This window comes from Mucilaginibacter lacusdianchii, assembly GCF_009770985.1.
GTDB classification, from domain to species: Bacteria; Bacteroidota; Bacteroidia; order Sphingobacteriales; family Sphingobacteriaceae; genus Mucilaginibacter; species Mucilaginibacter lacusdianchii.
This window is the reverse complement of record NZ_WSRW01000007.1, coordinates 36,143-57,006: the sequence shown is the minus strand read 5'-3', so window position 1 is coordinate 57,006 and position 20,864 is coordinate 36,143. Positions and strand designations below refer to the sequence as shown.

Annotated in this window: 20 protein-coding genes; 10 read left to right on the top strand and 10 right to left on the bottom strand. The window is 45.0% G+C overall.

The annotated features are described in order from the left end of the window. The first annotated feature begins 3 nt into the window (after window positions 1-3). The 8 genes from GPM24_RS20700 to GPM24_RS20665 all read left to right on the top strand — a co-directional run bounded on the left by GPM24_RS20700 (window position 4) and on the right by GPM24_RS20665 (window position 12,129). The gene (locus GPM24_RS20700; RefSeq protein ID WP_158829391.1) at window positions 4-1,230 is read left to right on the top strand and encodes a PilN family protein; all 1,227 of its coding nucleotides are present in this window, start codon (window positions 4-6) and stop codon (window positions 1,228-1,230) included. Between the two features lies 1 nt (window position 1,231). Next, the gene (locus tag GPM24_RS20695) at window positions 1,232-1,762 is read left to right on the top strand and encodes a hypothetical protein (RefSeq protein WP_158829389.1); all 531 of its coding nucleotides are present in this window, start codon (window positions 1,232-1,234) and stop codon (window positions 1,760-1,762) included. A gap of 288 nt (window positions 1,763-2,050) precedes the next feature. After that, on the top strand, window positions 2,051-3,277 hold the full coding sequence (locus GPM24_RS20690) for a hypothetical protein (protein ID WP_158829387.1): 1,227 nt from the start codon (window positions 2,051-2,053) through the stop codon (window positions 3,275-3,277). Window positions 3,278-3,314: 37 nt separating this feature from the next. Further along, window positions 3,315-4,283, top strand: a complete 969-nt coding sequence (locus GPM24_RS20685) for a coiled-coil domain-containing protein (RefSeq protein WP_158829385.1) — start codon at window positions 3,315-3,317, stop codon at window positions 4,281-4,283. A 28-nt stretch (window positions 4,284-4,311) separates the two neighbouring features. Continuing rightward, window positions 4,312-4,581, top strand: coding sequence for a hypothetical protein (locus GPM24_RS20680; protein ID WP_158829383.1), 270 nt, complete (start codon window positions 4,312-4,314; stop codon window positions 4,579-4,581). Next, on the top strand, window positions 4,581-4,763 hold the full coding sequence (locus GPM24_RS20675) for a hypothetical protein (protein ID WP_158829381.1): 183 nt from the start codon (window positions 4,581-4,583) through the stop codon (window positions 4,761-4,763). Before GPM24_RS20680 ends, GPM24_RS20675 begins: the two co-directional genes overlap by 1 nt. Window positions 4,764-5,125: 362 nt before the next feature. Next, window positions 5,126-8,335, top strand: coding sequence for a hypothetical protein (locus tag GPM24_RS20670; RefSeq protein WP_158829379.1), 3,210 nt, complete (start codon window positions 5,126-5,128; stop codon window positions 8,333-8,335). Between the two features lie 104 nt (window positions 8,336-8,439). Further along, entirely contained in the window at window positions 8,440-12,129 is a 3,690-nt protein-coding gene (locus GPM24_RS20665) for a DUF6443 domain-containing protein (RefSeq protein WP_233268921.1), read from the top strand. Between the two features lie 19 nt (window positions 12,130-12,148). On the opposite strand, the gene GPM24_RS20660 is transcribed toward GPM24_RS20665, so the two are convergent. The 9 genes from GPM24_RS20660 to GPM24_RS20620 form a co-directional block, all read right to left on the bottom strand. Next, window positions 12,149-12,346 (bottom strand): hypothetical protein, encoded by a 198-nt coding sequence (locus GPM24_RS20660; protein WP_158829375.1) that lies wholly within the window; start codon window positions 12,344-12,346, stop codon window positions 12,149-12,151. 270 nt (window positions 12,347-12,616) lie between these two features. Then, window positions 12,617-12,904 (bottom strand): helix-turn-helix domain-containing protein, encoded by a 288-nt coding sequence (locus GPM24_RS22395; RefSeq protein WP_369409718.1) that lies wholly within the window; start codon window positions 12,902-12,904, stop codon window positions 12,617-12,619. A 14-nt stretch (window positions 12,905-12,918) separates the two neighbouring features. Further along, complete coding sequence (locus GPM24_RS20650) at window positions 12,919-14,076, bottom strand: type II secretion system F family protein (RefSeq protein ID WP_158829373.1); 1,158 nt, start codon at window positions 14,074-14,076, stop codon at window positions 12,919-12,921. Continuing rightward, the gene (locus GPM24_RS20645) at window positions 14,063-14,578 is read right to left on the bottom strand and encodes a PulJ/GspJ family protein (RefSeq protein ID WP_158829371.1); all 516 of its coding nucleotides are present in this window, start codon (window positions 14,576-14,578) and stop codon (window positions 14,063-14,065) included. The genes GPM24_RS20650 and GPM24_RS20645 overlap by 14 nt, the downstream gene beginning before the upstream one ends. Further along, window positions 14,565-14,933, bottom strand: coding sequence for a PulJ/GspJ family protein (locus GPM24_RS20640; RefSeq protein ID WP_158829369.1), 369 nt, complete (start codon window positions 14,931-14,933; stop codon window positions 14,565-14,567). Before GPM24_RS20640 ends, GPM24_RS20645 begins: the two co-directional genes overlap by 14 nt. Beyond that, a complete protein-coding gene (locus tag GPM24_RS20635; RefSeq protein ID WP_158829367.1) occupies window positions 14,915-16,174 on the bottom strand; it encodes a hypothetical protein in 1,260 nt (419 codons plus the stop codon). Before GPM24_RS20635 ends, GPM24_RS20640 begins: the two co-directional genes overlap by 19 nt. A 9-nt stretch (window positions 16,175-16,183) precedes the next feature. Continuing rightward, window positions 16,184-16,864, bottom strand: a complete 681-nt coding sequence (locus GPM24_RS20630) for a toxin-antitoxin system YwqK family antitoxin (protein WP_158829365.1) — start codon at window positions 16,862-16,864, stop codon at window positions 16,184-16,186. Next, on the bottom strand, window positions 16,861-17,391 hold the full coding sequence (locus GPM24_RS20625) for a hypothetical protein (protein ID WP_158829364.1): 531 nt from the start codon (window positions 17,389-17,391) through the stop codon (window positions 16,861-16,863). Before GPM24_RS20625 ends, GPM24_RS20630 begins: the two co-directional genes overlap by 4 nt. Window positions 17,392-17,409: 18 nt before the next feature. Continuing rightward, window positions 17,410-18,129: a fibronectin type III domain-containing protein gene (locus GPM24_RS20620; protein WP_158829362.1), complete on the bottom strand. Its 720-nt coding sequence runs from the start codon at window positions 18,127-18,129 to the stop codon at window positions 17,410-17,412. 51 nt (window positions 18,130-18,180) lie between these two features. Between GPM24_RS20620 and GPM24_RS20615 the strand changes: the two genes are divergently transcribed. Next, window positions 18,181-18,375: a hypothetical protein gene (locus tag GPM24_RS20615; protein WP_158829360.1), complete on the top strand. Its 195-nt coding sequence runs from the start codon at window positions 18,181-18,183 to the stop codon at window positions 18,373-18,375. A gap of 331 nt (window positions 18,376-18,706) precedes the next feature. Continuing rightward, window positions 18,707-19,690, top strand: coding sequence for a hypothetical protein (locus tag GPM24_RS20610; RefSeq protein ID WP_158829358.1), 984 nt, complete (start codon window positions 18,707-18,709; stop codon window positions 19,688-19,690). Between the two features lie 582 nt (window positions 19,691-20,272). Here the strand turns inward: GPM24_RS20610 and GPM24_RS20605 are convergent. Further along, on the bottom strand, window positions 20,273-20,572 hold the full coding sequence (locus GPM24_RS20605; protein WP_158829356.1) for a hypothetical protein: 300 nt from the start codon (window positions 20,570-20,572) through the stop codon (window positions 20,273-20,275). Between the last annotated feature and the right edge of the window lie 292 nt (window positions 20,573-20,864).

Here is a 20,864-nt window from a genome sequence, read left to right as displayed (position 1 = left end):
TACATGGCTATCAATCTATTGAAACCCTATCTGCGCCTATCTGAAACGGCTGGTGTTAGCATCATAATTAATCATGATGGGCAATTGGCGATCGGTTTATGCACCTTGAAAGCATGGGGAAACCAGCTGGACATTACCCAAAAAGTGGCTGGGCTTTCCGAGCTGAAAGTGTTAGCAAAGCACTTGTCTGCTAAAGTACCAGTGGCACTGAACCTGGCGGGCAAGGGCATACTCATCAAACAGATCGAAACGTTTGAGGAAATAGACAACACGAACTTTTCCAAAGTGCTGCCAAACGCGAGCCTGGATGATTTTTATGTCCAAAACTTTATTTCCGGCGGGTTATCTTTTGTGGCGCTGATCCGGAAAGTAGAAGCAGGTAACTGGATCACCAAATTGAAAGACGTTGGTTACGAGGTGCTGAGTTTAAGCCTGGGGCCGTTTGTCGTGCAACAGGTGTTGCCGCAGTTAAACTTTTATGGTCCGCAGCTCAACTTTGACGGACATCAAATTACCCGGAACGAGTCGGGGGACTGGCAGAGCTATAAGTATGTGCCGGGTGCTGCCGATGAGTTTCCGGTTAAGGTTGAGACTGAGAAGTTGGAGGAAAGCCTGGTAATCGCTTACGCGGCAGCTTTTCAATTGCTACTGGTACCAAATATATTGCCTATTAAAGCAGAAGTGGAAACGCTGGAGGTAAAGCTGACGACCACGCTCAGCGATCAGAAGCTCAAAGTATCTGCGTTTATCATGCTGGGCACTTTGTTCGTGTTATTGCTCGTTAACTTTATGCTGTTCTCTTACTTTAATTCGGCTAACAACACGTTAGCCGAGCAGGTCGGCCGCAGCAGTCAGGCGATGACCGATGTGGAAAGCCTGGAGGCGCAGGTAAAAGCCAAAGAGGCCATGCTCGATTCGTTGGGCTGGGAAGATGGCGCACATAAAAGTGTCAAGGTAGATCAGGTGGCGCAGCTCTTGCCGCCGGATGTTGTTTGGCAGGAAGTGACCGTGAATCCCGTGGTAGTGCCATCTGCCGGCAGTGAAACCAAGGCTGTTCGATTTACAAATAAGCGAATCCGGATCAAAGGTAGTGCGCAGCGGATCGTGCAGGTGAACGAGTGGCTGGGTCGGCTGAAAAGCTTAAGATGGGTGAAGGATGTCCGTTTGCAGGATTACACGTATGATAATGAAAAAGACACCGGACTATTTACCGTTTTGATTGATTACTGATATGAAAAGTATTTCTTTTAAATTCAGAAGAAGTCAATGGTTTGCTGCCCTCGCTGCATTGCTGTTTCTATTAAGCATTAAGTTTGCTTTTCTGCGGACGTGGCAGGCTTGGCATATCCATCAGCAGTTGTCCGCACAACTGGTGCGGGCATCGGATGTAAGTTACCAGCCGGGACTGTTAAACCGTAAACAGGCCAACTTAGCGCAAACGCTGGAACTGTTCCGGGTAGATAGCACCGTATACCGGAGTTGGTTGCTGACTAGCTTTTCCATGCTTGCCGAAAAAGAGAAAGTGAAAGTGGTAGATGTGCCTGAAGCTGATAACCAACCCTATCAGGCGTCCCGGTACCGGATTCAGCAGCTAGGTTTTGAAGGCAGCTTCTTTGCACTCACTCGCTTGGTATATGCCGCTGAGGCTTTCAAAGGAACAGGATACATTCGTTCGATTGTTTACCGGAAGGTGAATGTGTCAGCCATGGGAAAACAAGGCTCGGCGTTACAGTTGTATTTATATTTAGAAACTTCACGTTGAAAATGCGCATCAAAAGTATTTAACCGAATATGTATAGATGTTTAATGATGAAACAATTAAGATTTGCCCATTTAGAGTTCTTGATGTATCTTAGGGGCAACAAATCAACCCAAACGTTTACTGATCTAACTTATCACCACTTCATGAATATCATCTTTTCCACATCTTATTTAGTTTGATAAACTATAGCATTTTTTGCTTTCTAAGGCAGTCTATTAATCTTGGTATTGTATAATACGCCTGTACTGACTTTTCCCTTGCGTTTTTAATTATTGATTAAATAAAACAATGAAAAAACTTTCTTTCCTGTTGTTAACCGGTTTGGTGACCGGCCTGGCTTCTTATGCCCAAAATAATTTTCCTAGTTCCGGAGATGCGAAAATTAACGCAGTTGTTCCAACTGGACACGGTGGTGGCTACAATGCTCTCTGGATGCCCAACGGAACTGCTTTAATGCCGGAAAATGGTTCGGCTTATGCCTTGATTTCTCTTACTACAAATATTTTAAGAACTTCAAGTAACGGGTGGAGCTTTATTGACCCAAATTTACCTGCCTGGCGAGTCGGCTTAGGACATGGACCTTTAACCGATTGGTTCGTTGTATCCCGGTCAAACCCCACTACGTTTTCTGAAAAGACGCTTTTTAAGATTAACAATGCCGGAAATGTCGGCATTGGTACCAGTACGCCCAAATCATTGTTGGAAATCAGGAAAGATGTTCAAAGTGGACAGGGGCCAGTACTTGAATTAACGAATGGCATGGGACAGTCGGGGGCGTCCACTGAAATATTTTTTTCTACTTATGATCGGGGCACCACAGCCCCGACTGCTCGAATCAAAGCCGCCGATAATCAGGCTTGGGGAGCAAACCTTTACTTTGATACCAAAGGCAATGACCTCAATGCACCACTTTATACCCGAATGTTCATCGATGGGGCCTCTGGAAACGTGGGCATCGGTACCACCAACACAGGTTCCAGTAAGTTCACGGTTGCCGGCTCGGGTGTGGTACAAAATTTATCAAACATGTCGGATCAGGACTTAAACGTCAAATTATCTTCACCAGGTGCAGCGGATAAATATGCGCTGATCGCGCCATCAATGTCCACTAATCTGGCTTTAGGTGTAGGCGGGGTGGAAAAGATGCGGATTACCAGTTCGGGAAGTGTAGTCATTGGTGCCACGGATCCCAAGAGTTATAAACTGGCGGTAGCCGGTTCTGCCGTGGCGGAAGAAGTAAACGTCAGGCTAAAAAGCGAGTGGGCGGATTATGTTTTTAAACCTACTTATCGGCTGCCGTCACTTACCCAAGTGAAAAGCTATATTGATGAAAACAAACACTTGCCTGACATGCCATCAGCGAAGGAAGTTGCCAAAGAAGGGGTTAATCTAGGCGAAATGGTCAAGCTGCAAACCCAGAAGATTGAAGAGTTGACGCTTTATCTAATTCAGCAGCAAAAAGAAATTCAGCAACTTAAAAAGCAGATGCAAAAGTTACCTAAAAAGCGTAAGTAGCCCCATTAATATATCTTAAAATACTACTCCTTATTACATGAAAAAATTTTACTTTTCTTTACTGGCTGGCATGTTGGCTGGCAGTGCTTCTTATGCACAATTTAATACCAATACGACCACACATGTTACTTCGACGACAGATAAAGTGGGTATTGGTACGTCAAATCCTGCATCTCTGTTGCAAATAAAAGCTATTGAAGCTTACAACCCTATGTTAAGGCTAACGCCTTTGTCGGATAATACAGAAGCCTCGATGAGTTTCAGTTCATATGGAGCAGAAAATAGCGGAAGTGACCTTTGGATTTTGGGAAACGGCTACGGAGGGGGACAAAACTTTGCTATATCAAATACTACCTACAATGGCAGGATAATGAGTTGGTTGAAGAACGGGAATGTTGGTATTGCCACAGATAACCCGCTTTCGCTTTTCCAGGTAGATGACGGTTGTACCAAGGCTTCCATTGGCGATGCGAGTGGCGCAGGAATGAACTTTGGAACTAGTTACTTAGGCTTTAATGCTTCCCGCAGTGGCAGCAACTGGTTGATCAATAGTGATGGCATGAATAATGGTAGTAGCGTCATTTACGGGGATATCTTTGGTAATATTAATTTTGCTGCCATCGTGAGCACGGGTAATCAAAACAAAACCTTGTCTGATGCTGAAGTCAAAAACAAAATTCATTTTCAAATTACACCGGCGGGCGTTGCCCGTGCGAAAGAAGTTAAGGTAGAAACAACAAACTGGCCGGATTATGTTTTCAAACCTACTTACCGCCTGCCATCACTTACCCAAGTGAAAAGCTATATTGATGAAAACAAACACTTGCCGAACATGCCATCAGCCAAAGAAGTGGCCAAAGAAGGCGTTAATCTTGGCGAAATGATCAAACTGCAAACCCAAAAGATCGAAGAGTTGACGCTGTATCTCATTCAGCAACAAGAAGAAATTAAACAACTTAAAAAGCAGATTCAAACGTTGCCCAAAAAGCGTAGATCAATCAAATAATACTATAAAAATTACTACTCCTTATCACATGAAAAAATCTTACTTTTCTTTATTAGCCGGCATACTGGCCGGCAGTGCTTCTTATGCCCAGATGGATGTGCCAACTGTTAATGGTGGAGCTATGACCTCTGGTTCTTGGCTTCGGTTTGTGAGCAGCGGACATAATACAACCAACATACAAGAGAACTGCGGGCTAAATCTTACTGGTGCCCCATTTAAACCGGTTAAAATTAATAATGCTAGTTTGTTGGTGGGTTATACATCCAGTAATCAAATTTTGGGACCAATAAAATATTAGTGAGTGGACGTTTATGTTTTGGCACCGCTAATCCGCAAAGTAATCTGGAAATTAGAAAAGACGTTACAAGCAACACCGGGCCAGTGATGGAATTAATCAGTGGTGGTGAAGCGGGCTCAATTGCAGAGCTACAATTCTTTATGTACGAGCATCGCGCGCCACTTGACCAAGTGTTAAGATGAAAGTTACTGATAACGCGATATATGATGTAAATATATAATTTGATACCATATGAAGTCTGCTAAGTAAGATCTTATGTTAATATTAATAAGAACATTCAATCAATTTATCATGTATCGAATAGTCTTATATTTATTCATGAGTATGGGTACTAAAAGTGCATTTCTCGCTATCTCGAATTACGATAAGTTACATTTAAGAAATACTAAAAGTGTCGGCACTTATACCCTTTGCAGTTCGAATTTCAGCTTGTTTTTTATGGAAAACACAATAACTGTATTGCCATCCATAATTGTTTAACTGCTATGATATGCAAGCAGATTTAATTAATACTAGAAAAAATGAGAAGAATAATTATAAAATTATGAGGATCAAACTAAACAATGACTACAATGAAGCAATTAAAAGATTTTGCTTGATTGTGGTATCACTATTGGTGAATGTTCCAGCATTCAGTCAAACGAGTAATCAGCCATTATTCAGCAGAGCAGATTATCCCCATCCTGTATCGCCTTCACCAGAAGCGGCTGCGCTGGGCAAATATGGTGAGGTGCCTGTTTCATTTTCATCAGGACTCCCCGAAATCGGTATTCCTTTATACACTTTCAACAATGGCGACATTACCATTCCAATAAAGCTTAATTACCATGCAGGAGGCATTCGGGTAGATGACATTGCTACAAGTGTGGGACTTGGGTGGTCTTTAGACGCTGGTGGGGTAATAACCCGTACAGTACAAGGCAGTCCTGACGGTACCATACCTATAACATTCCCAGCAAATAACTTTAATCCTAATACAGGAAACGTCCTTGCGGCTGATTATTTGCTCGGCAAGCAGATAGTAGATGGAAGCATTGACCTAGAGCGAGATATTTACTTTTATAACTTTGCAGGGTTCTCAGGGAAGTTTATGCGCACTCAAGCCAACAAGTTTGTGTTCTATCCAGCTAACCCTAATATAAAAATAGAAACAGTTGGTGTTGACAACATCTCTGCATTTACGATCATTGATGATAAAGGTTTCAAATATTACTTTAATACAACAGAAGGCGTTAAAATAGAGCCTTCATGTACGGTTGGTATTCCGGGATCCAATGAGTATCCGGACGGTCAAATATCTGCTTATTATTTATCCAAGATAGTTAGTCCTAATAATAACGAAGTGGATTTTGAATATGAGGAATATACTTATAAGGTAGCTAGAAACTATAACGAGGTAACTTACCTGAGGCAACTTTTATCTGAGTGCCCTGAATTGACTGCGCAAAACAGGGTTTGCAATGATATTGAAACCTTCTCGGGAAGGCGCATCAAGCGTATTAAGTCTGCCGATGACAACAGTAAGGTCATTGTATTTAATTATTCGGCCGGTCATCGTGCAGATCTTAAATATAATGGAATCGACCAAGGCAACATGCTTGAAAGTATTAGTATTCAAAACGCTGGCACCACGTTGAAAAACTGGTATATGACCTACAACTATTTTGGCGCAGGTACTAATTTGCGTCTTAAATTACTAACTGTAAAGGAAGATAATAAACCGGCCTATGAGTTTATTTACGATGAAATACATCCGCTTCCGGAAAGATTATCCTTCTCTCAGGACTATTGGGGATATTACAATGGTAAGGCTAATTATGCTACGTTTATTCCACCTATTCCCGGAATCGGTCGTGCCAGCGGTGCCGATCGTACACCCGATATAGACTATATGAAGTCTGCCAGCCTTACCAGAATTAAATATCCTACAGGTGGTTACACTGATTTTGAATGCGAGGCACATAATGGCTTAATAACAGAGGATGTAACAACTTTTGCCACTAAATCCGTTTCACTTTCTGGTGTGGCCAATGATCAGGTCAGTTTTCATCTTCCAGCTGGCGCTACAGAATTGTACTTGAGTTGGAACCTACCAACTATTAATATCGACGATTTTATGAACGGGTATATATTAGGAGGTAGCAATTACAGTACAGTGTTCAAGTCAGTGTCGGGAGCCGGTAATCAATACATCTTACCTACGCAATCTTTAGCTAATCTGCCTTTAGATGCAGATTACCGGTTGGCTATCGCATCAAGTAACAATTACGATAAAGGTGATATATCGTTCAGTTGGAAGGAGCCGACTACAACACACCAAACACATAATAAAATTGTGTTTGGAGGGCTTCGCGTCAAGTCAATTAAGTCATATACTAAAGATGGTACTCTGGCATTTGTAAAAAAGTATGACTATAACTGGCTTGACAATGCTAAGAGCAGTGTGATTCTTCCTGCTTCAGCAAATAATTACTTAAATTTTGTGAGTTACTATGAAAATCCTTTTATTACTACTAAGACAGGCACTACAGACGAAAATGGGAATTTTTTTCCAACCGCTAGATTAGAGGGTACATGTGGTTATAATATCATATCCTGTTCATCAGTTCCAAGTTTAGGCATGGCGCTAGACAACTCCTTGTGCTATCAGCAAGTTGTAGAAACCTATGATATGGCAGGCGCAAATGGCCGAACTATTTACAATTATATGATTCCCCCAGTTTCAGGAGCCGAGGGGATTTTGAAAGAAAAATTGGAACAAAAACTTGAAAGCGGCTTGTACAAAACTATTCATAAACAAAGGAACAGTTATGGTGTTCCGGCTGCTTATCAGGATACAATCACTAACTATAAAGTAAGATATATCAGTCCACAGTACGTTTTAGGTGACGCGGCTCATCCCATGACTTATCCTGCTGTATTTTCTGTCGAAAAATACTTCGATATTTCTGCAAAGTTACAATTGCAGAAGAGCGAAGATATCACTTTTAATGCGTCTACAACAGATTCATTAGTAAATACGACTATCTACACATATGGCAATAATACTTATACATATCCTACCATTGTTGAAACGACCAATAGCCAAAATAATGTCGTTCGCACAATACATCAATATCCACAAGACATAGTATCTGCAGGCAGTTCACCAGTAGTATACCAAACGATGCTGAACAGAAATATCATTTCTCCGGTTGTAAAAGAGATAGTTAAAAATGTTACGCACAACAGAGTGCTTATTGAAAAAGATGTTGAGTTCAAAGATTGGGGTAATAACATTATTCATCCCAACTTTGTCAAGTCGGCGTACAATGGTAACACAAATCTAGTAAACGAAATTAGTTATGATAAATATGATAACAAAGGTAATGTTTTACAAATCAGAATAAAAGATGGTTCGCCTACCGTGTATTTATGGGGGTATAACAGCCAGTATCCCATAGCGGAGATCAAGAATGCAACCTACCAACAGGTGTTAGATGTGTTGGGTCAGGCTAAAATCGATCAGTCGGCAGGCAGCAATCCGGGCGATGATGCCAGTGTACGCAAAATGTTGGAACCTTTGCGTATAGCTCTCCCACAGTCACTAGTTTCTACATATACTTATTCACCCTTGGTGGGAATGACAAGCATGACGGATGCTAAGGGAGAGACGACGTATTATGAGTATGATGCGTTTCAGCGTTTAAAGTGTATCAAAGACAGCAAGGGTAACATCGTCAGACAAATGGATTATCACTATCAAAACCAGTAACCCTTCCCAACTACCTTATTCAACCTTTCTCTTACATGAAAACAAAAATATTCTTCTCCGCCTCACGGGGCTGGGTTCTGACGGGCTGTCTGCTGTTGGCTTTCGTGTCCGCCTTCGGGCAGTTTGTACCCTCGGGCGAGCTGACGGGCACACCGGCACCGGGCGCCTACTATCATACCTCGAGTCTGCGGCTCAAGGCGCCGTTTTCGTTCAAGGCTACCACAGGTAACAGCCTTCGCCTATACATTCAATCGGGTGCTATTTGTACTCCCTTGGCCTTAACGCCCAGCCAAAACCAGAACTATATCATCACCTATACGCCGCGAGATACGGGCATCACCAATGCGGCCAATCAAACCCTGCAAACCTGTCAGGTAATGGCCAGTGTGCAGTACTTTGACGGTTTGGGCAGACCATCGCAGACAGTACAGGTCAAGGGCAATCCGTCCGCTACCAAAGATGTGATACAGCCTGTTGCCTACGATCAGTTCGGGCGGGAGGCCACCAAATATCTGCCGTATACCACTGCCGGCACGGCAGGCAGCTATCGCACAGATGCGCTCAGCGGCAGTACGGGGTATTCGGGTAGCGCCCAAAAGCAGTTTTACGGGCTGTCGGGGCAGGACTACATTGCTATTCCCTCACCCTATGCTCAGACGGTGTTTGAGGCCTCGCCATTGAATAGGGTAATGGAACAAGGTGCACCGGGCGCGGACTGGCAACCGTATGACGCGAGTCTGCCAACATCGGGCCATACGGTGAAAACCGAATACGGCACCAATGCGTCTTCGGGGGATTATGCCGTGCGGTTATACCGGGCGGATGCGGTCACGACGGCGGGACAGGAATACCAGCGCACACTGGCTAACCCCAACAATACGGTGAATCAAACCCCTTACTACCCCCCGGGCGAGCTGTATTTGACGGTGATGAAAGACGAGAATTGGAAAGGGGCGACCGATGGGCTAGCCGGGCAGGTTCACGAGTACAAGGATAAGGAAGGACATGTGGTGTTGAAGCGCACGTTTGCCAAAGTGAAGGATGCCAGTGGTAACGAGGTGACCAAGGCACACTCTACCTACTATGTGTACGATGATTTGGGCAATTTGTCATTTGTGTTGCCGCCGGGCGCTGGTGCGGATGACAGTCTGCCCAGTGCAGACAAACTTACGGGCTGGTGCTACCAGTATCGGTATGACGGCCGGAACCGTTTGGTGGAAAAGAAAGTGCCGGGCAAGGGCTGGGAGTACATGGTCTATAATACGCTGGATCAGGTGGTCATGACTCAGGATGCTATGCAGCGCAGCAAGGCTCAGCAGCAATGGACCTTTACCAAGTATGATGCTTTGGGCAGAGTCGTTATTACCGGGATATGGATAGATACCAACAGGCCAGGTACTGCCAGCGTAGATAACAAGGGCCGGGTATGGCTGGAAAGCTTCTACAATACAACCGGTGAGGTGAAATGGGAAACCAGGGATAACAGCAATACGGTGACGGGCTATACCAATTTAAGCACACCAGTGGGGACAAATTATACATTTCTAACCATTAACTACTATGATGATTACGACTTTTTAGGCAACAGCAGTTTGAATACCGGAAGCTTTTCTGCACCTAACACCACGTTAAAGCAGATTACCAATCCCCGGGGTTTGCTCACAGGTACCAGAACCAATGTACTGGGTACGTCTAACCTACTGCTGTCAGTGAACTACTATGATGAGGAAGGCAGAGTAGTGCAAGCCAAAAGCCAGCATTATCTGGGCGGGGTGCTGAGTGCCTTCAACTATGACGAGGTCAATACCACCTATAACTTCAATGACCAGCCCATTAGCGTGACGCGTAAGCATTATACCAAGAACACAGGCGGCACAGCAGCGGTGCTGGCCGTCACCGTAGCTGATACTTATACCTATGACCACATGGGCAGGAAGCTTGAGACCTCGGAGAGCATCAATGGTGTCACGCCGACAGTGATTTCCTCCCTGGCTTACAACGAAGTGGGACAATTGAAAAGCAAGGCAGTGGGCAACAGCATCGAAACCATCAACTACGCCTACAACGAGCGGGGCTGGCTGAGCCAAAGCTCGGGTACGCGCTTTCAAGAGCGGCTGCAATACAACGTGAATAGTTTGCCGGGCACTATCACCGGTTTCGCGGCGCAGTGGAACGGGAACATCGCCTCGCAAAGCTGGGGCACCGGGAGTTTGCCGGACACCAAAAACCAGGTGTATGCATATGATAAGCTCAACCGGTTAACCGACGGTACAGGGAGTGATAACTACAGTGAGAAAGGCATCAGCTATGATTTGATGGGTAACATCAAAACGCTGAAGCGCTACTATGGTAGTGCCACTACAGCCATGGATGATCTGACCTACAGCTACACCAGTACATCAGGGGAGAGTAACTTGTTGCAAAAAGTGACGGATGCCAGCAGTGATGCTAATCCAAATGGCTTTAAGGCGGGTGCTTCGGGTTACAGCTATGCCTATGACTTAAACGGCAACATGGCGGCGGACGGCAGCAAGGGGTTGACGGTTAGTTACAACCTGCTCAACCTGCCGCAGCTGAACACCCTTTCGGGGCAGGGCACCATTACCTATACGTATGATGCGGGTGGCAGAAAGCTGCGCAAGGTAAGCACGATGGGTTCGGGCAGTACGACGGACTACGTCTCAGACATCCAGTACAAGACGGATGGCACGATCGACTTTATCCAAACCGAGGAGGGCAGAGCACTGAAGACAGGCAGCACGTATGCTTACGAGTATACGCTCACCGATCACCTGGGCAATGCCAGAGTCAGTATTGATGCCACTGGTGCCGTGAAGCAGACGGATGATTACATGCCGTTTGGTTTAGATATTGAAAGGGGTACAGTACCGAGTCAGAAAAACCAGTATCTTTACAACAAGAAGGAGATGCAGGATGGCTTAGGGCAATACGATTATGGCGCTAGGTTCTACGACCCGGTTATTGGAAGGTGGACGAGCGTGGATAATAAGGCAGAATTGAATCGTAGATTTTCACCTTATGTTTATGGAGAGAGTAATCCTGTAAATAACGTAGACCCAGATGGTAATTTCTCCATTAATAATCATGCTCTGTTTACCAGGACAGCATTAGGTAAAGTAAGTTTCGGTTATAAGCAGTCAACTGTGAACAGAATTGCTCTTTATGCATCCTTATATGCCGATCATCCTCCATTCAAAGTGCGTTTTGCAGAAGGTACTTTCTACGCTTTTCATCCAGGGGTTGATTTTAGTAAGACAGCAAGTTCTCAAAACACAGCTTCACGTGTTAGTAGTTCGTGGCATTCGATGGCCGCCGATGGTGAAAATATTAGTAGTTCTGCTGCGTTAGCGCGTGGGCAGGCATTTGGTTGGAGTAAAGTTATTGAAGCATCTGGTGAGATAAAAAAAGTTGGAGGCTTGGATAATCTTAAGATAAATACACCAGGCATCGAGGCTTTAGGGCAAGGGATTCATGCGTTGCAAGATGGTGTTGCTCATAAAGGCACAAATATGGAGAATCATAGCGTATGGAATGATATGTATCCATCTGCAGCAGATGAGCGAAAAGCAGAAAACCTCTCTGCAAGTGCGATTTTAACTGCTGAAGTGCTTGGCGGTGATTATAGTCACTTAAAAAATGGAGTGACTATCGATTTAACAGGCACTACAAAAGAGCAATATAACATGATTACAGGAGCGTATCAAAACGCTGTAAATGCATCTGATAAAGATAATTTAAAGAAAGTTTATTTCACAGGTGGGCCAAAGAACTAATCATAAAGCAATAAAGAGGCTAGTATGGTTTCTTTATTGCTTTAAATGCAAAAACTAGTGAAATAGAAAAAGATAATATTGTTAAACCTGTAAAAATCCAATCTTCAAGCATGTGAGGTCTAAACTTGACATGTCCATGAGACCCTGCAATCCAAAATCCAAGCACACAAATGCCTATTAAAAAGGAAAAGAGGGCAATGATGGCGGTTGTTTTCATAGTAGCATTTTATAGTGTGCAACATTATTTAAATCATCACTTATCAACTCGATGTTATATAGAGTTCTATTTATTATTGCAATTATAGGTAAAGTATAGTCATTATCAAAGTGTTGGAGGTTAGCCCTATGACTGATAATGACTCATGGCGTTTCGTTTCATGGTTGAGTTTCTTTATCACGTCATCAATTTATTTCATCGTTAAAAAACAGTAGTATACTTCGTTCGACACGCAAATTGTATCAAGCCTAGCACACAAGCTGGGCTTTTCTATTTCCTGACTTTGGCATCACGGATTAAGGCATCTATTACTTTGAATACGTGTTGACGGTCTTCATCAGAAAGGGAAGCTATGTCTTGAATGCGTTTTAGAATAACAGGGTCTAATTCTACTTCTGTCAGCTCTATTAGGTAGTCTAAAGATATCTTGAGAGCTTTGGCTATACGGGCGGCTATCTCCACAGATGGGATCGCCTCATCACGCTCGTACCTACCTAATACATTAGCATGAAGACCAATCTTTAAAGCAAGGTCGCCTTGTGAAAGCTTTTGCTTTATAAAGAGGCGAAATCTTATTGAAAAGAATTGCTCATTTGAAATAGTGGCAGGTACATCGAAACCAGGATGACGCCCACGATCAGCCCCAGGAAAATAATAATGAGTGGCTCCATAGCGCTCGAGAGGGCCGATGTCTGATATTCTACCTCTTCCACATATTGCTCCGAAATGCGGGCGAAGAAGTAATCCAGCTGATTGGTTTCTTCGCCCACTTTCACCAGTTGGATCATCTTGGCTGGGTATACTGAAAACTGCGCCAAGCTTTCATGCAAGGCTTTACCCTTCATAATATTTTCTTCCACTTTGCTGAGTGAGTGTTCCAGCGGGTAAAAGCTGATCATCTGCCTAATGAGCGCAATGGCCCTGAGCAACGGCAGCTTGGCGTTAATGAGCAGCCGCATCGAGTTGCAAAAGCGGGCCAGGTAAATCTTCTGCACCAGGCCGCCCACCACAGGCAACCGCAGCACTACCCGGGCGCTCAGCATTCGGAACCGTTCCTGCTTGCGCAGCATAAACAGCACTACTCCCGTAATTGCTACAATCATAAATCCCGTAAAAAAGTGATCCTCTAATGCATTAGATATACTGATTATTTTCTGCGTAATCCAAGGCAGCTCACCGCCAAAGCGCCTAAACACATCGCCAAACATGGGCACAATAAACTTGAGCATAAAAAACACCGCCCCCAGCGAGGAAGAGAGCACAATACAAGGGTAAGTCAAAGCCGAGACGATCTTCCGGCGCTGGCGGATCTTGTTCTGATAGTACTTGGCCAAGTCTTGCAATACCTCGATCAGCTTGCCGGTTTCCTCGCCAATCTGCAAACTATACACCTCGTACATTGAAAAGCGGCCGCTCTGCTGCAAGGCTTCGGAGAAGGTGACGCCGCCCAGCACCGCATTTTGTATGGCGGTAAACAGGGCTTTGTCCTTCGCCTTTTTCTGGTCGGCCATAATTAACTCAAAACTGCTTTTTAGGTTAATGCCCGCCTGCAGTAGTGAGCTCAGCTCCAGGTACAGCGATTCCTTCTTTTTATCACCCAGTTCCTTACTGCCAAAGGTGATATCCTTGTTCAGCAAAGCCAGCAAGCCGCCACTTTCAGGCATGGTTTTACCTGCCTGCTTTTTCGCAGGTTTCTTCACTTCATAACGGCTGATATCAATGCTGGGCATAAGCGGTGGGTTTAAAAAGGTTTTCGGAACTGTACAGCTTCAGATAATGATACGGAAACTTTTCGGTTTGGTAAAGCACCGTGAGCGACAGTTCATCCACAGGATTTCCATTGGATTCATCAATACCATCACTCATTACGGCCCCATGCTCAAAAAACAGCTTCGGCTTTTCGATCTGCACCCGAAACGTATCCTGTATTCCACTGGTACGGATTACCCGCTCGGGCTCGAAGTGGTACCGCACGGTTTGGGCTGAAAGTTCTAGCACCAAGCTATCCTGCCGGTAAGCGATATGCGCCGCCTTAAAGAAATCTTTGCGCAGCAGTTCGTCCAGCCGGATCATGACGGCCATTTCATTATGCTTTTTGGTAAAGCCTTGATAGGCCCCGCTTATCATATTATAGGCCGTGTAGGTAATAGCCACCACTACCGCCGAAATCAGCATGGCAATGGTTAGTTCCAGAATGGTAAAGGCAGGCAGCCGATGTTTATTTTGGGTCATGACGAATGATTATTTTGTAAGCTTCGGCAAGTTTCTCGTGGTTGCGGTCATATAGTGTGAGGTGCACTCTTAGCAGATTACCGCTACCTTCATACGGCACGATGGCTTTTTCCATTTGCCAGCCATCCGCTGTGTCTTCCGTATTTCCTATCTCTGCGCCAGCTTCCAGCTGCGTCATCGCTTGCGCCAGCACGAACTGCGCCCGGAGTTTCTGACCTGAAAGCGATAGCCGCATCACGTTGGCATAGATCATCATCGAAATGCCCAGCACAGCCAGGATCACCACCATGGCCACCACCACTTCCAAAATCGTGGAGGCGGCTACCTTTGTGTTTTTTACCGGGTATCCAGCCATTGCAGTATTTTTTTTTGCGGTGCCGCCGAAGGCAGCAGCTCCGTAGTCAGATAATAACGGGACAGCGCCGGGCTGTTGATTTCCAGATTGATCAGGTAGTTTTCGTACCGGGTGTAAGCTGTCTGGTACAAAAAGCGGCTGGTGTAAATGCTACCATTTATTTTTAATGCATCCTTATAATTGAACAGTCCCTGCGAATACACTTGTCCTGTGATGGTGCTGTTTTTGCCGATAGATAAATAGGGCATCAAGTCATTTTTGGCCTTCTCATAGGTAAAAAGTGCGCCATTGAAACGTGTATTATCTCCCAAACTTAGCTTAACTTGTCCGGTTGTTTTGTTGTTATCTGACCGCAGAGCACCAATGGCTGAGGGATAATCAAATGTGCAGTTAGCTTCTATGTTGATAGAGTCTCTGGCAAAAAGCTGGCAGTTACCATGAAAGCCACTTTTTACAGAAATGGCTTTAGCATATATCAATACGTTATGCAATTCCGCCTGTGCGTCCACAACGAGCGTCGTGTCCGATTGCAGGATGATATTCCCTTCTAGCTTACCTGTCACCGTTTGCACCTGTTTGCCAAAGGCGAAAGTGAGTGTGGGCTGGAGAAATGACCGGTGTACCGGTGCCTCGGGCAACTGCAGGGCGATGTTAGAAGAGTCCACCTTAAACGATTGTTGCAACTGTTGCAGCACAACATCATTCAGGACAGGCAACGTGCGCTTGCTTTCTTTCTTGCGGCCTTCCACAATCTGCTTATTGCCTTGGTACGCCTGGTTATTCACATATGCCTCCTGGATGCCGGCTTTGGGCAGATAAGCGTCGCCTTTAATCTTGGTTTTGCCACTCACAGACAGCGAACGATCCTCATCAATCACATACAGCGCAGCCCAACTGGCCGAATCGATGACTTGTGCCATCGTAAAAGACTTAGCTAAAGTGTCCTGCTGGATGAGCGCTTGGGCTGTAGCTACGGTATATAGGCCCCAGGGTTTACGCTGCAGAAGCACCGTATCGTTACGATTGCCGAACAGGCTTATCTTTGTACCCTGCGTAAAGTCATCCTTACTTTCCAGCAGCACATTGATGGCAGACGCCAGGTTGTTTTGCAGCTGTGACGAACGGAATGTACGCTGATACTGCTCGCGGTAAAAGTAGGCGGCCACGATCATGGATGAGCAGATCACAGCCATTACCAAGGCAATTACGATCACTAAATACAAGGCGGAAGCTTTCAGCATACAGATGAATTAGCCGGCATTAGGTACCGTGTCTTTGTCCTTTTGCTTTTTTACTTTTTTAGGCTTCGCCGGCGCAGTAGCAGGCGGTACGCTGTTTTCGGGCGGGCTTACTTTACGCTTCCATTTTATTGCTTTGACTTTTTGCCATAGCGAAGGCGACGCTAGCTTATTGGATACGACCAGCCCATTTTTGTATTTCACGGTTTCAATGGAGTCGCCGCCATGATAGATCAATACCTTACCCTCCAGCAAGCCGTTTTCATAGTGGCCAGTTTTCTGGGGCTTACCAGCTGCATCATATAATACAAAATCCCCTTCTTTCTGCCCGTAGTGCCAGGTGGTCAGTTCTTCCAGTGCGCCGCTTTCCTGCCAGGTTTTCCAGGTGCCTTCTTTCAGGCCTTTTTTGAATTCGCCTTGTTCACGCAGGCTTTTATCGGGATAAAATTCTTGGTAGGAGCCGTGCAGGAGCTTGCCGCTATAGCCGCCCTGCGTGATATGAACGGCATTGCTGCCATACCAATAATAGCTGCGGTCGGTCTGCGGCTCGCTTTCGTCTTTCGTGCTTAGTTCAGCCACAATGGTCTTGCCAGGGGCGGTGATACGCACTTTGTTGACGCCCAAAGTAGGGATATGCTGAGCCTGTACCGTCGTGGTGCTGGCAAGAAGTAATAAATAAGTTAACTTTTTCATTGCGCTTCGGTGTTCATCACAATAAACCGGGTTTTGTTTTGGTAGGCTACTTTGACGGAATCTTTCAGATTGCGCAGCAGCCGGACCTCGCTGGCCGCTTCCCCTTCACTCAGCATCAAGCTCCGTCCGTTAATGCTCATAATGGCAATGAGCTTTTTGGTGTGCGGGTTTCGGATATAACCCGAATACCGGATAAAGTTCCAATTGATGGCAGGCTTTGTCGAAACTGGCCTCATGCTGGAAAGACCAACTGGCGGATGGACGAGCTTGCTGACCGGGATTTGTACGGTATCCTTGGCTGGTGCTTTTTCACTGCCAAACGGGTCGCGATAATTGAATTTCAGGGACGTGGTGTCTTTGATGAGTGCGTAGTCATTCAACGGTTCCTTTTTTGCTGTAACCGGCGCTGCGGTGACCGGCGGCGTATCGTCTTCGCTTACGGCGCTAACCACCCGGTAGATGATCAGTCCCCATACGGCGGCCACCATTAAGCCCAAAAGATATACGGTTGCTTTGTTGCTTTTCATCAGTTCGGTGCTTCTTAGCTATTGCAAAACAAAACTTCGGATGGTGCTTGGTGCACTTTCGTTGCCCGCCGCATCCAGCGCCGTTAACTTCCAGTAAATGCGGTCGCCCAAGCTCGCACCTTGTGTAAGCGTATAGGACGTGGTGTTCAGTAGCATCGGAAAACTGTTGCCGAAAGCCGTGTTGCTGTCACCTTTGTAGAGATACAGCCGGTATTTCACGGCGGTACTGGAAGCGGCCCATTGTAAATTGACCGGCAGGCTCACAGACTGATCCGCGGTAGGGGCAGTGAGGCTCACCACAGCAGGCGGCGTGTGGTCAAAGGTAAACGTATTAATAGTGGACCACTGGGATTGTGCCGTATCGTTTTCAGCCCGGATGCGCCACTGGTAATTCTGGTCTTTGTTGAGCGAATAGCTGAACTGCTGGGCAGGTGTGGTTTGGTTCACGACCAGTTTGCTTTCATCGGCAAAACCATTGGTGTCAGCCTGCAACTGGTATCGCGTAGCGCCATACAGGTTCCCCCAGCTAAAGGTAATACTGCTTTGATTGGTTAGCAGATTGTTGGTTGGTGCCAGGATCTGTACTTTCTGGTTCTTGATGGACGAAAAGACAACGGTAAACGAACGGGGTTCGCTATAGGCGGTTTCTGTGCTGCCGTTCTCTGCCCGGATGCGCCAGGTATAGTTGCCGGGGCTGAGCGTAGTGGAAAACTTGTCGCCTTTCACCAACGTGTCCAAGACCAAAGCGTCCGGTGAGCCGAAATCCGGCGTTACAATCTGCAGGCGGTAATGCAGGGCATCCTCCAACTCGTTCCACCAGAAGTTGACAGCATAGCTGGTACTTTGAAAACCCGAAGCAGGGGCATTGAGCTGTACAGTTCGGCTGGTAATCGAGGGTTCAATGAACTCTTTGCAGGCGGAAAGCAGCAAACAGATAACACAAGTGATAAAGACAGGTTTCATTTTAAGCACTGCCTAAGATAAGGAATTTAAGGAATAGTTGAAACGTGTTTTTATTTTTTGCTGCTTTGAGAGGCTTTTAGAAAAGTCGTTTATAGTTCCCGTCAGAACGGGGCAGAATCATAGGAAGAATATAACATATTTTAAGTAAAGTGTTGTATAATATGGAAGCGGAGTTTATTTTAGGGCAGAAATTATCCGTCATCCTTATTACTCATTCATGAACAATTCCACTCACCTTTGACCAAGCACATGGGTCCTGTCTTTGAAGCTTATTTTTTAGAATGACTTAAAAGCGCTTTGTCGGAGCATTATAATTTCGTTTAAAACATTTATATAATTATATCTAACTAACATGAAGAAACTTTACTTCTCTTTGTTTGCAGGATTATTGTCGAGCTTCTCTTTTGCGCAAAACAGTTTTCCGCCTAATGGTAACATCGGGATTGGTACTGTTAATCCGGTATCTCCGTTAACGGTTGTCGGCAGATCTGTTTTTGGGAACGGAAACATGTCTGTCAATGATTTAAATGACATCGTTTACCTGGAAAAACCTGGTTATGTGCAGATGCGTTTATATCAGCCTCAGTCTGGCGTTCATGGTTTGATATCTATCAATAACAATGGTGAGCCTTCCATGGCTAACGGCTCTTACACAACAGGTATGCAAATTTGGACAGGGTCAAATCATCGTTTGTCTTTTGGTACAAACTCAACGGAGCGAATGACCATCTTGGGCTCAGGTTACGTCGGTATCGGTGCCGCCAATCCCCAGAATTTATTGAGCATAAAAGGCTGGTCACCTTGGGGATTAGTTAAATTAACACCTAGTTCAGATAACGGAGAGGCCTGTATAAGCTTTAATACACGGTCCAGTGATGTTGACAATAGCAATCAGTGGCTGGTGGGGGCGGGCCCTTGGGGACTTGGTAGCTCTTTTGTTATTGGCAACTCTGCTTACAGTGCACCAGTTATGACTTTTAATACCAATGGCAACATCGGAATCGGGACTAATAAACCTGATACTAAGCTTGCAGTTAATGGAACCATTCATACGCAAGAGGTAAGGGTGGATATGACTGGCTGGTCAGACTATGTTTTTAAGCCTGCTTATCAACTGCCTTCTTTAGCATTCGTGAAGTCCTATATCGAGAAAAACAACCATTTGCCAGAAGTTCCATCCGAAGAAGATGTAGTTAAAAACGGTATCAATTTGGGAGAAATCGTCAGAATGCAAACAAAGAAGATCGAAGAGTTAACGCTTTATTTGATCCAACAGCAGGAACGAATTGATAAGCTGGAAAAAAACTTGAGCAAGAAACGGAAAGTGAAAAAGTAATGGCTAAATTTCATTTGTAGATATGAATTTGCGATTTGTTTGGGTATGTACTTATAACTGAGATGGAGAATATATAAAGCCGAAAATGATCACCTTGCAGATCTTTATTTTATGTTTAATTTTAAGGTTCCCCCTCCTCCCGAACCTATTTCGTATTGGATTATTAATCAGTGTAATAGGCTGTAGTTGGAAAATAAACTACACGAATGACGTCATATTTTCAGTCTTTCCTGGCACAACCGATGAAAATAACTTTTCACTGACGGATCGCGTTACTATAGACGGAAGTTTAATAAGAGGATAGGACACATTTAGGCATTTCACCGCTTAAACAACTAAGAGCTCAAAGCGGCGGAGGTGTCAAGGATGGTGTTGACAAAAATAGAAAGAGCAAATCGCACCATTCACATGTCCTTGACGCAACCGCTGCGGCGCTACCTTTGTGACAGCGGTGCTGTGCCGAGAATAAGATGTTGATTTACTTACATCTTTCCACCGTATTTCTGATGGGCTAATATTTGAATGAAGTTAATATTGGCATGCGCACCAGGCAGTATGGTCAATTTATCTTAAAAGGATATCCTAGGATTTTCCGAAGTATTTGTCCAGCTTGTAAGCTGCATAGCGCAGCGCATTCTCGTCGATTGATAGAGGGAATTTGCCACCACTATTGAGAAAGTTATCGCCTTTCACGCGCGCTATAGCTCTTTCGATGAAGGGTAATTGAATGAGCAGTATTAGGTCTATGGGTCCCTTAAGCTTCAGGTCCGGTACCAGTTTCTCGGGATGCTGTACGTTGTAAGTCTTAATATCATGTAGTAAAAGGCCGATCTCTTTAAGCGGTAATCCTACATCCAAAAGCAGCTCCTGAATAGTCATCATAACTGTTTGTCTTAGGCAAGTTAAGCACAAATTTGTTCTAGTTCCAATTGCAAAGACATCGTCTTTACACATCTGAGGAATAATAAAAATCATTCACCCCCAAAAGCAGGGGTGTTACAAGCGCAGCGCGTTTCATGCCTGCGCTACTGGCTGAGAGGCGTACGGCGAAACATCGTGCAGCCGTTTGCCTCTCAGCAACACCTTTAACTTTGCTTTCTGCTCTACTTCACGAATAAGCGAGCCGTTGTAGGTGATGGCTAACGGTCACAAAGCGGTTTTAGCTTCGTGGCAG

Coding starts and splice junctions, on each gene's coding strand:
- GPM24_RS20650 (WP_158829373.1), bottom strand. CDS start 14,076: ATGCCCAGCATTGATATCAGCCGTTATGAAGTGAAGAAACCTGCGAAA.
- GPM24_RS20700 (WP_158829391.1), top strand. CDS start 4: ATGGCTATCAATCTATTGAAACCCTATCTGCGCCTATCTGAAACGGCT.
- GPM24_RS20685 (WP_158829385.1), top strand. CDS start 3,315: ATGAAAAAATTTTACTTTTCTTTACTGGCTGGCATGTTGGCTGGCAGT.
- GPM24_RS20660 (WP_158829375.1), bottom strand. CDS start 12,346: ATGAAAACAACCGCCATCATTGCCCTCTTTTCCTTTTTAATAGGCATT.
- GPM24_RS20610 (WP_158829358.1), top strand. CDS start 18,707: ATGAAGAAACTTTACTTCTCTTTGTTTGCAGGATTATTGTCGAGCTTC.
- GPM24_RS20645 (WP_158829371.1), bottom strand. CDS start 14,578: ATGACCCAAAATAAACATCGGCTGCCTGCCTTTACCATTCTGGAACTA.
- GPM24_RS20630 (WP_158829365.1), bottom strand. CDS start 16,864: ATGAAAAAGTTAACTTATTTATTACTTCTTGCCAGCACCACGACGGTA.
- GPM24_RS20695 (WP_158829389.1), top strand. CDS start 1,232: ATGAAAAGTATTTCTTTTAAATTCAGAAGAAGTCAATGGTTTGCTGCC.
- GPM24_RS20605 (WP_158829356.1), bottom strand. CDS start 20,572: ATGATGACTATTCAGGAGCTGCTTTTGGATGTAGGATTACCGCTTAAA.
- GPM24_RS20680 (WP_158829383.1), top strand. CDS start 4,312: ATGAAAAAATCTTACTTTTCTTTATTAGCCGGCATACTGGCCGGCAGT.
- GPM24_RS20640 (WP_158829369.1), bottom strand. CDS start 14,933: ATGGCTGGATACCCGGTAAAAAACACAAAGGTAGCCGCCTCCACGATT.
- GPM24_RS20615 (WP_158829360.1), top strand. CDS start 18,181: ATGCAGGGCATCCTCCAACTCGTTCCACCAGAAGTTGACAGCATAGCT.
- GPM24_RS20635 (WP_158829367.1), bottom strand. CDS start 16,174: ATGCTGAAAGCTTCCGCCTTGTATTTAGTGATCGTAATTGCCTTGGTA.
- GPM24_RS20670 (WP_158829379.1), top strand. CDS start 5,126: ATGAGGATCAAACTAAACAATGACTACAATGAAGCAATTAAAAGATTT.
- GPM24_RS20625 (WP_158829364.1), bottom strand. CDS start 17,391: ATGAAAAGCAACAAAGCAACCGTATATCTTTTGGGCTTAATGGTGGCC.
- GPM24_RS20690 (WP_158829387.1), top strand. CDS start 2,051: ATGAAAAAACTTTCTTTCCTGTTGTTAACCGGTTTGGTGACCGGCCTG.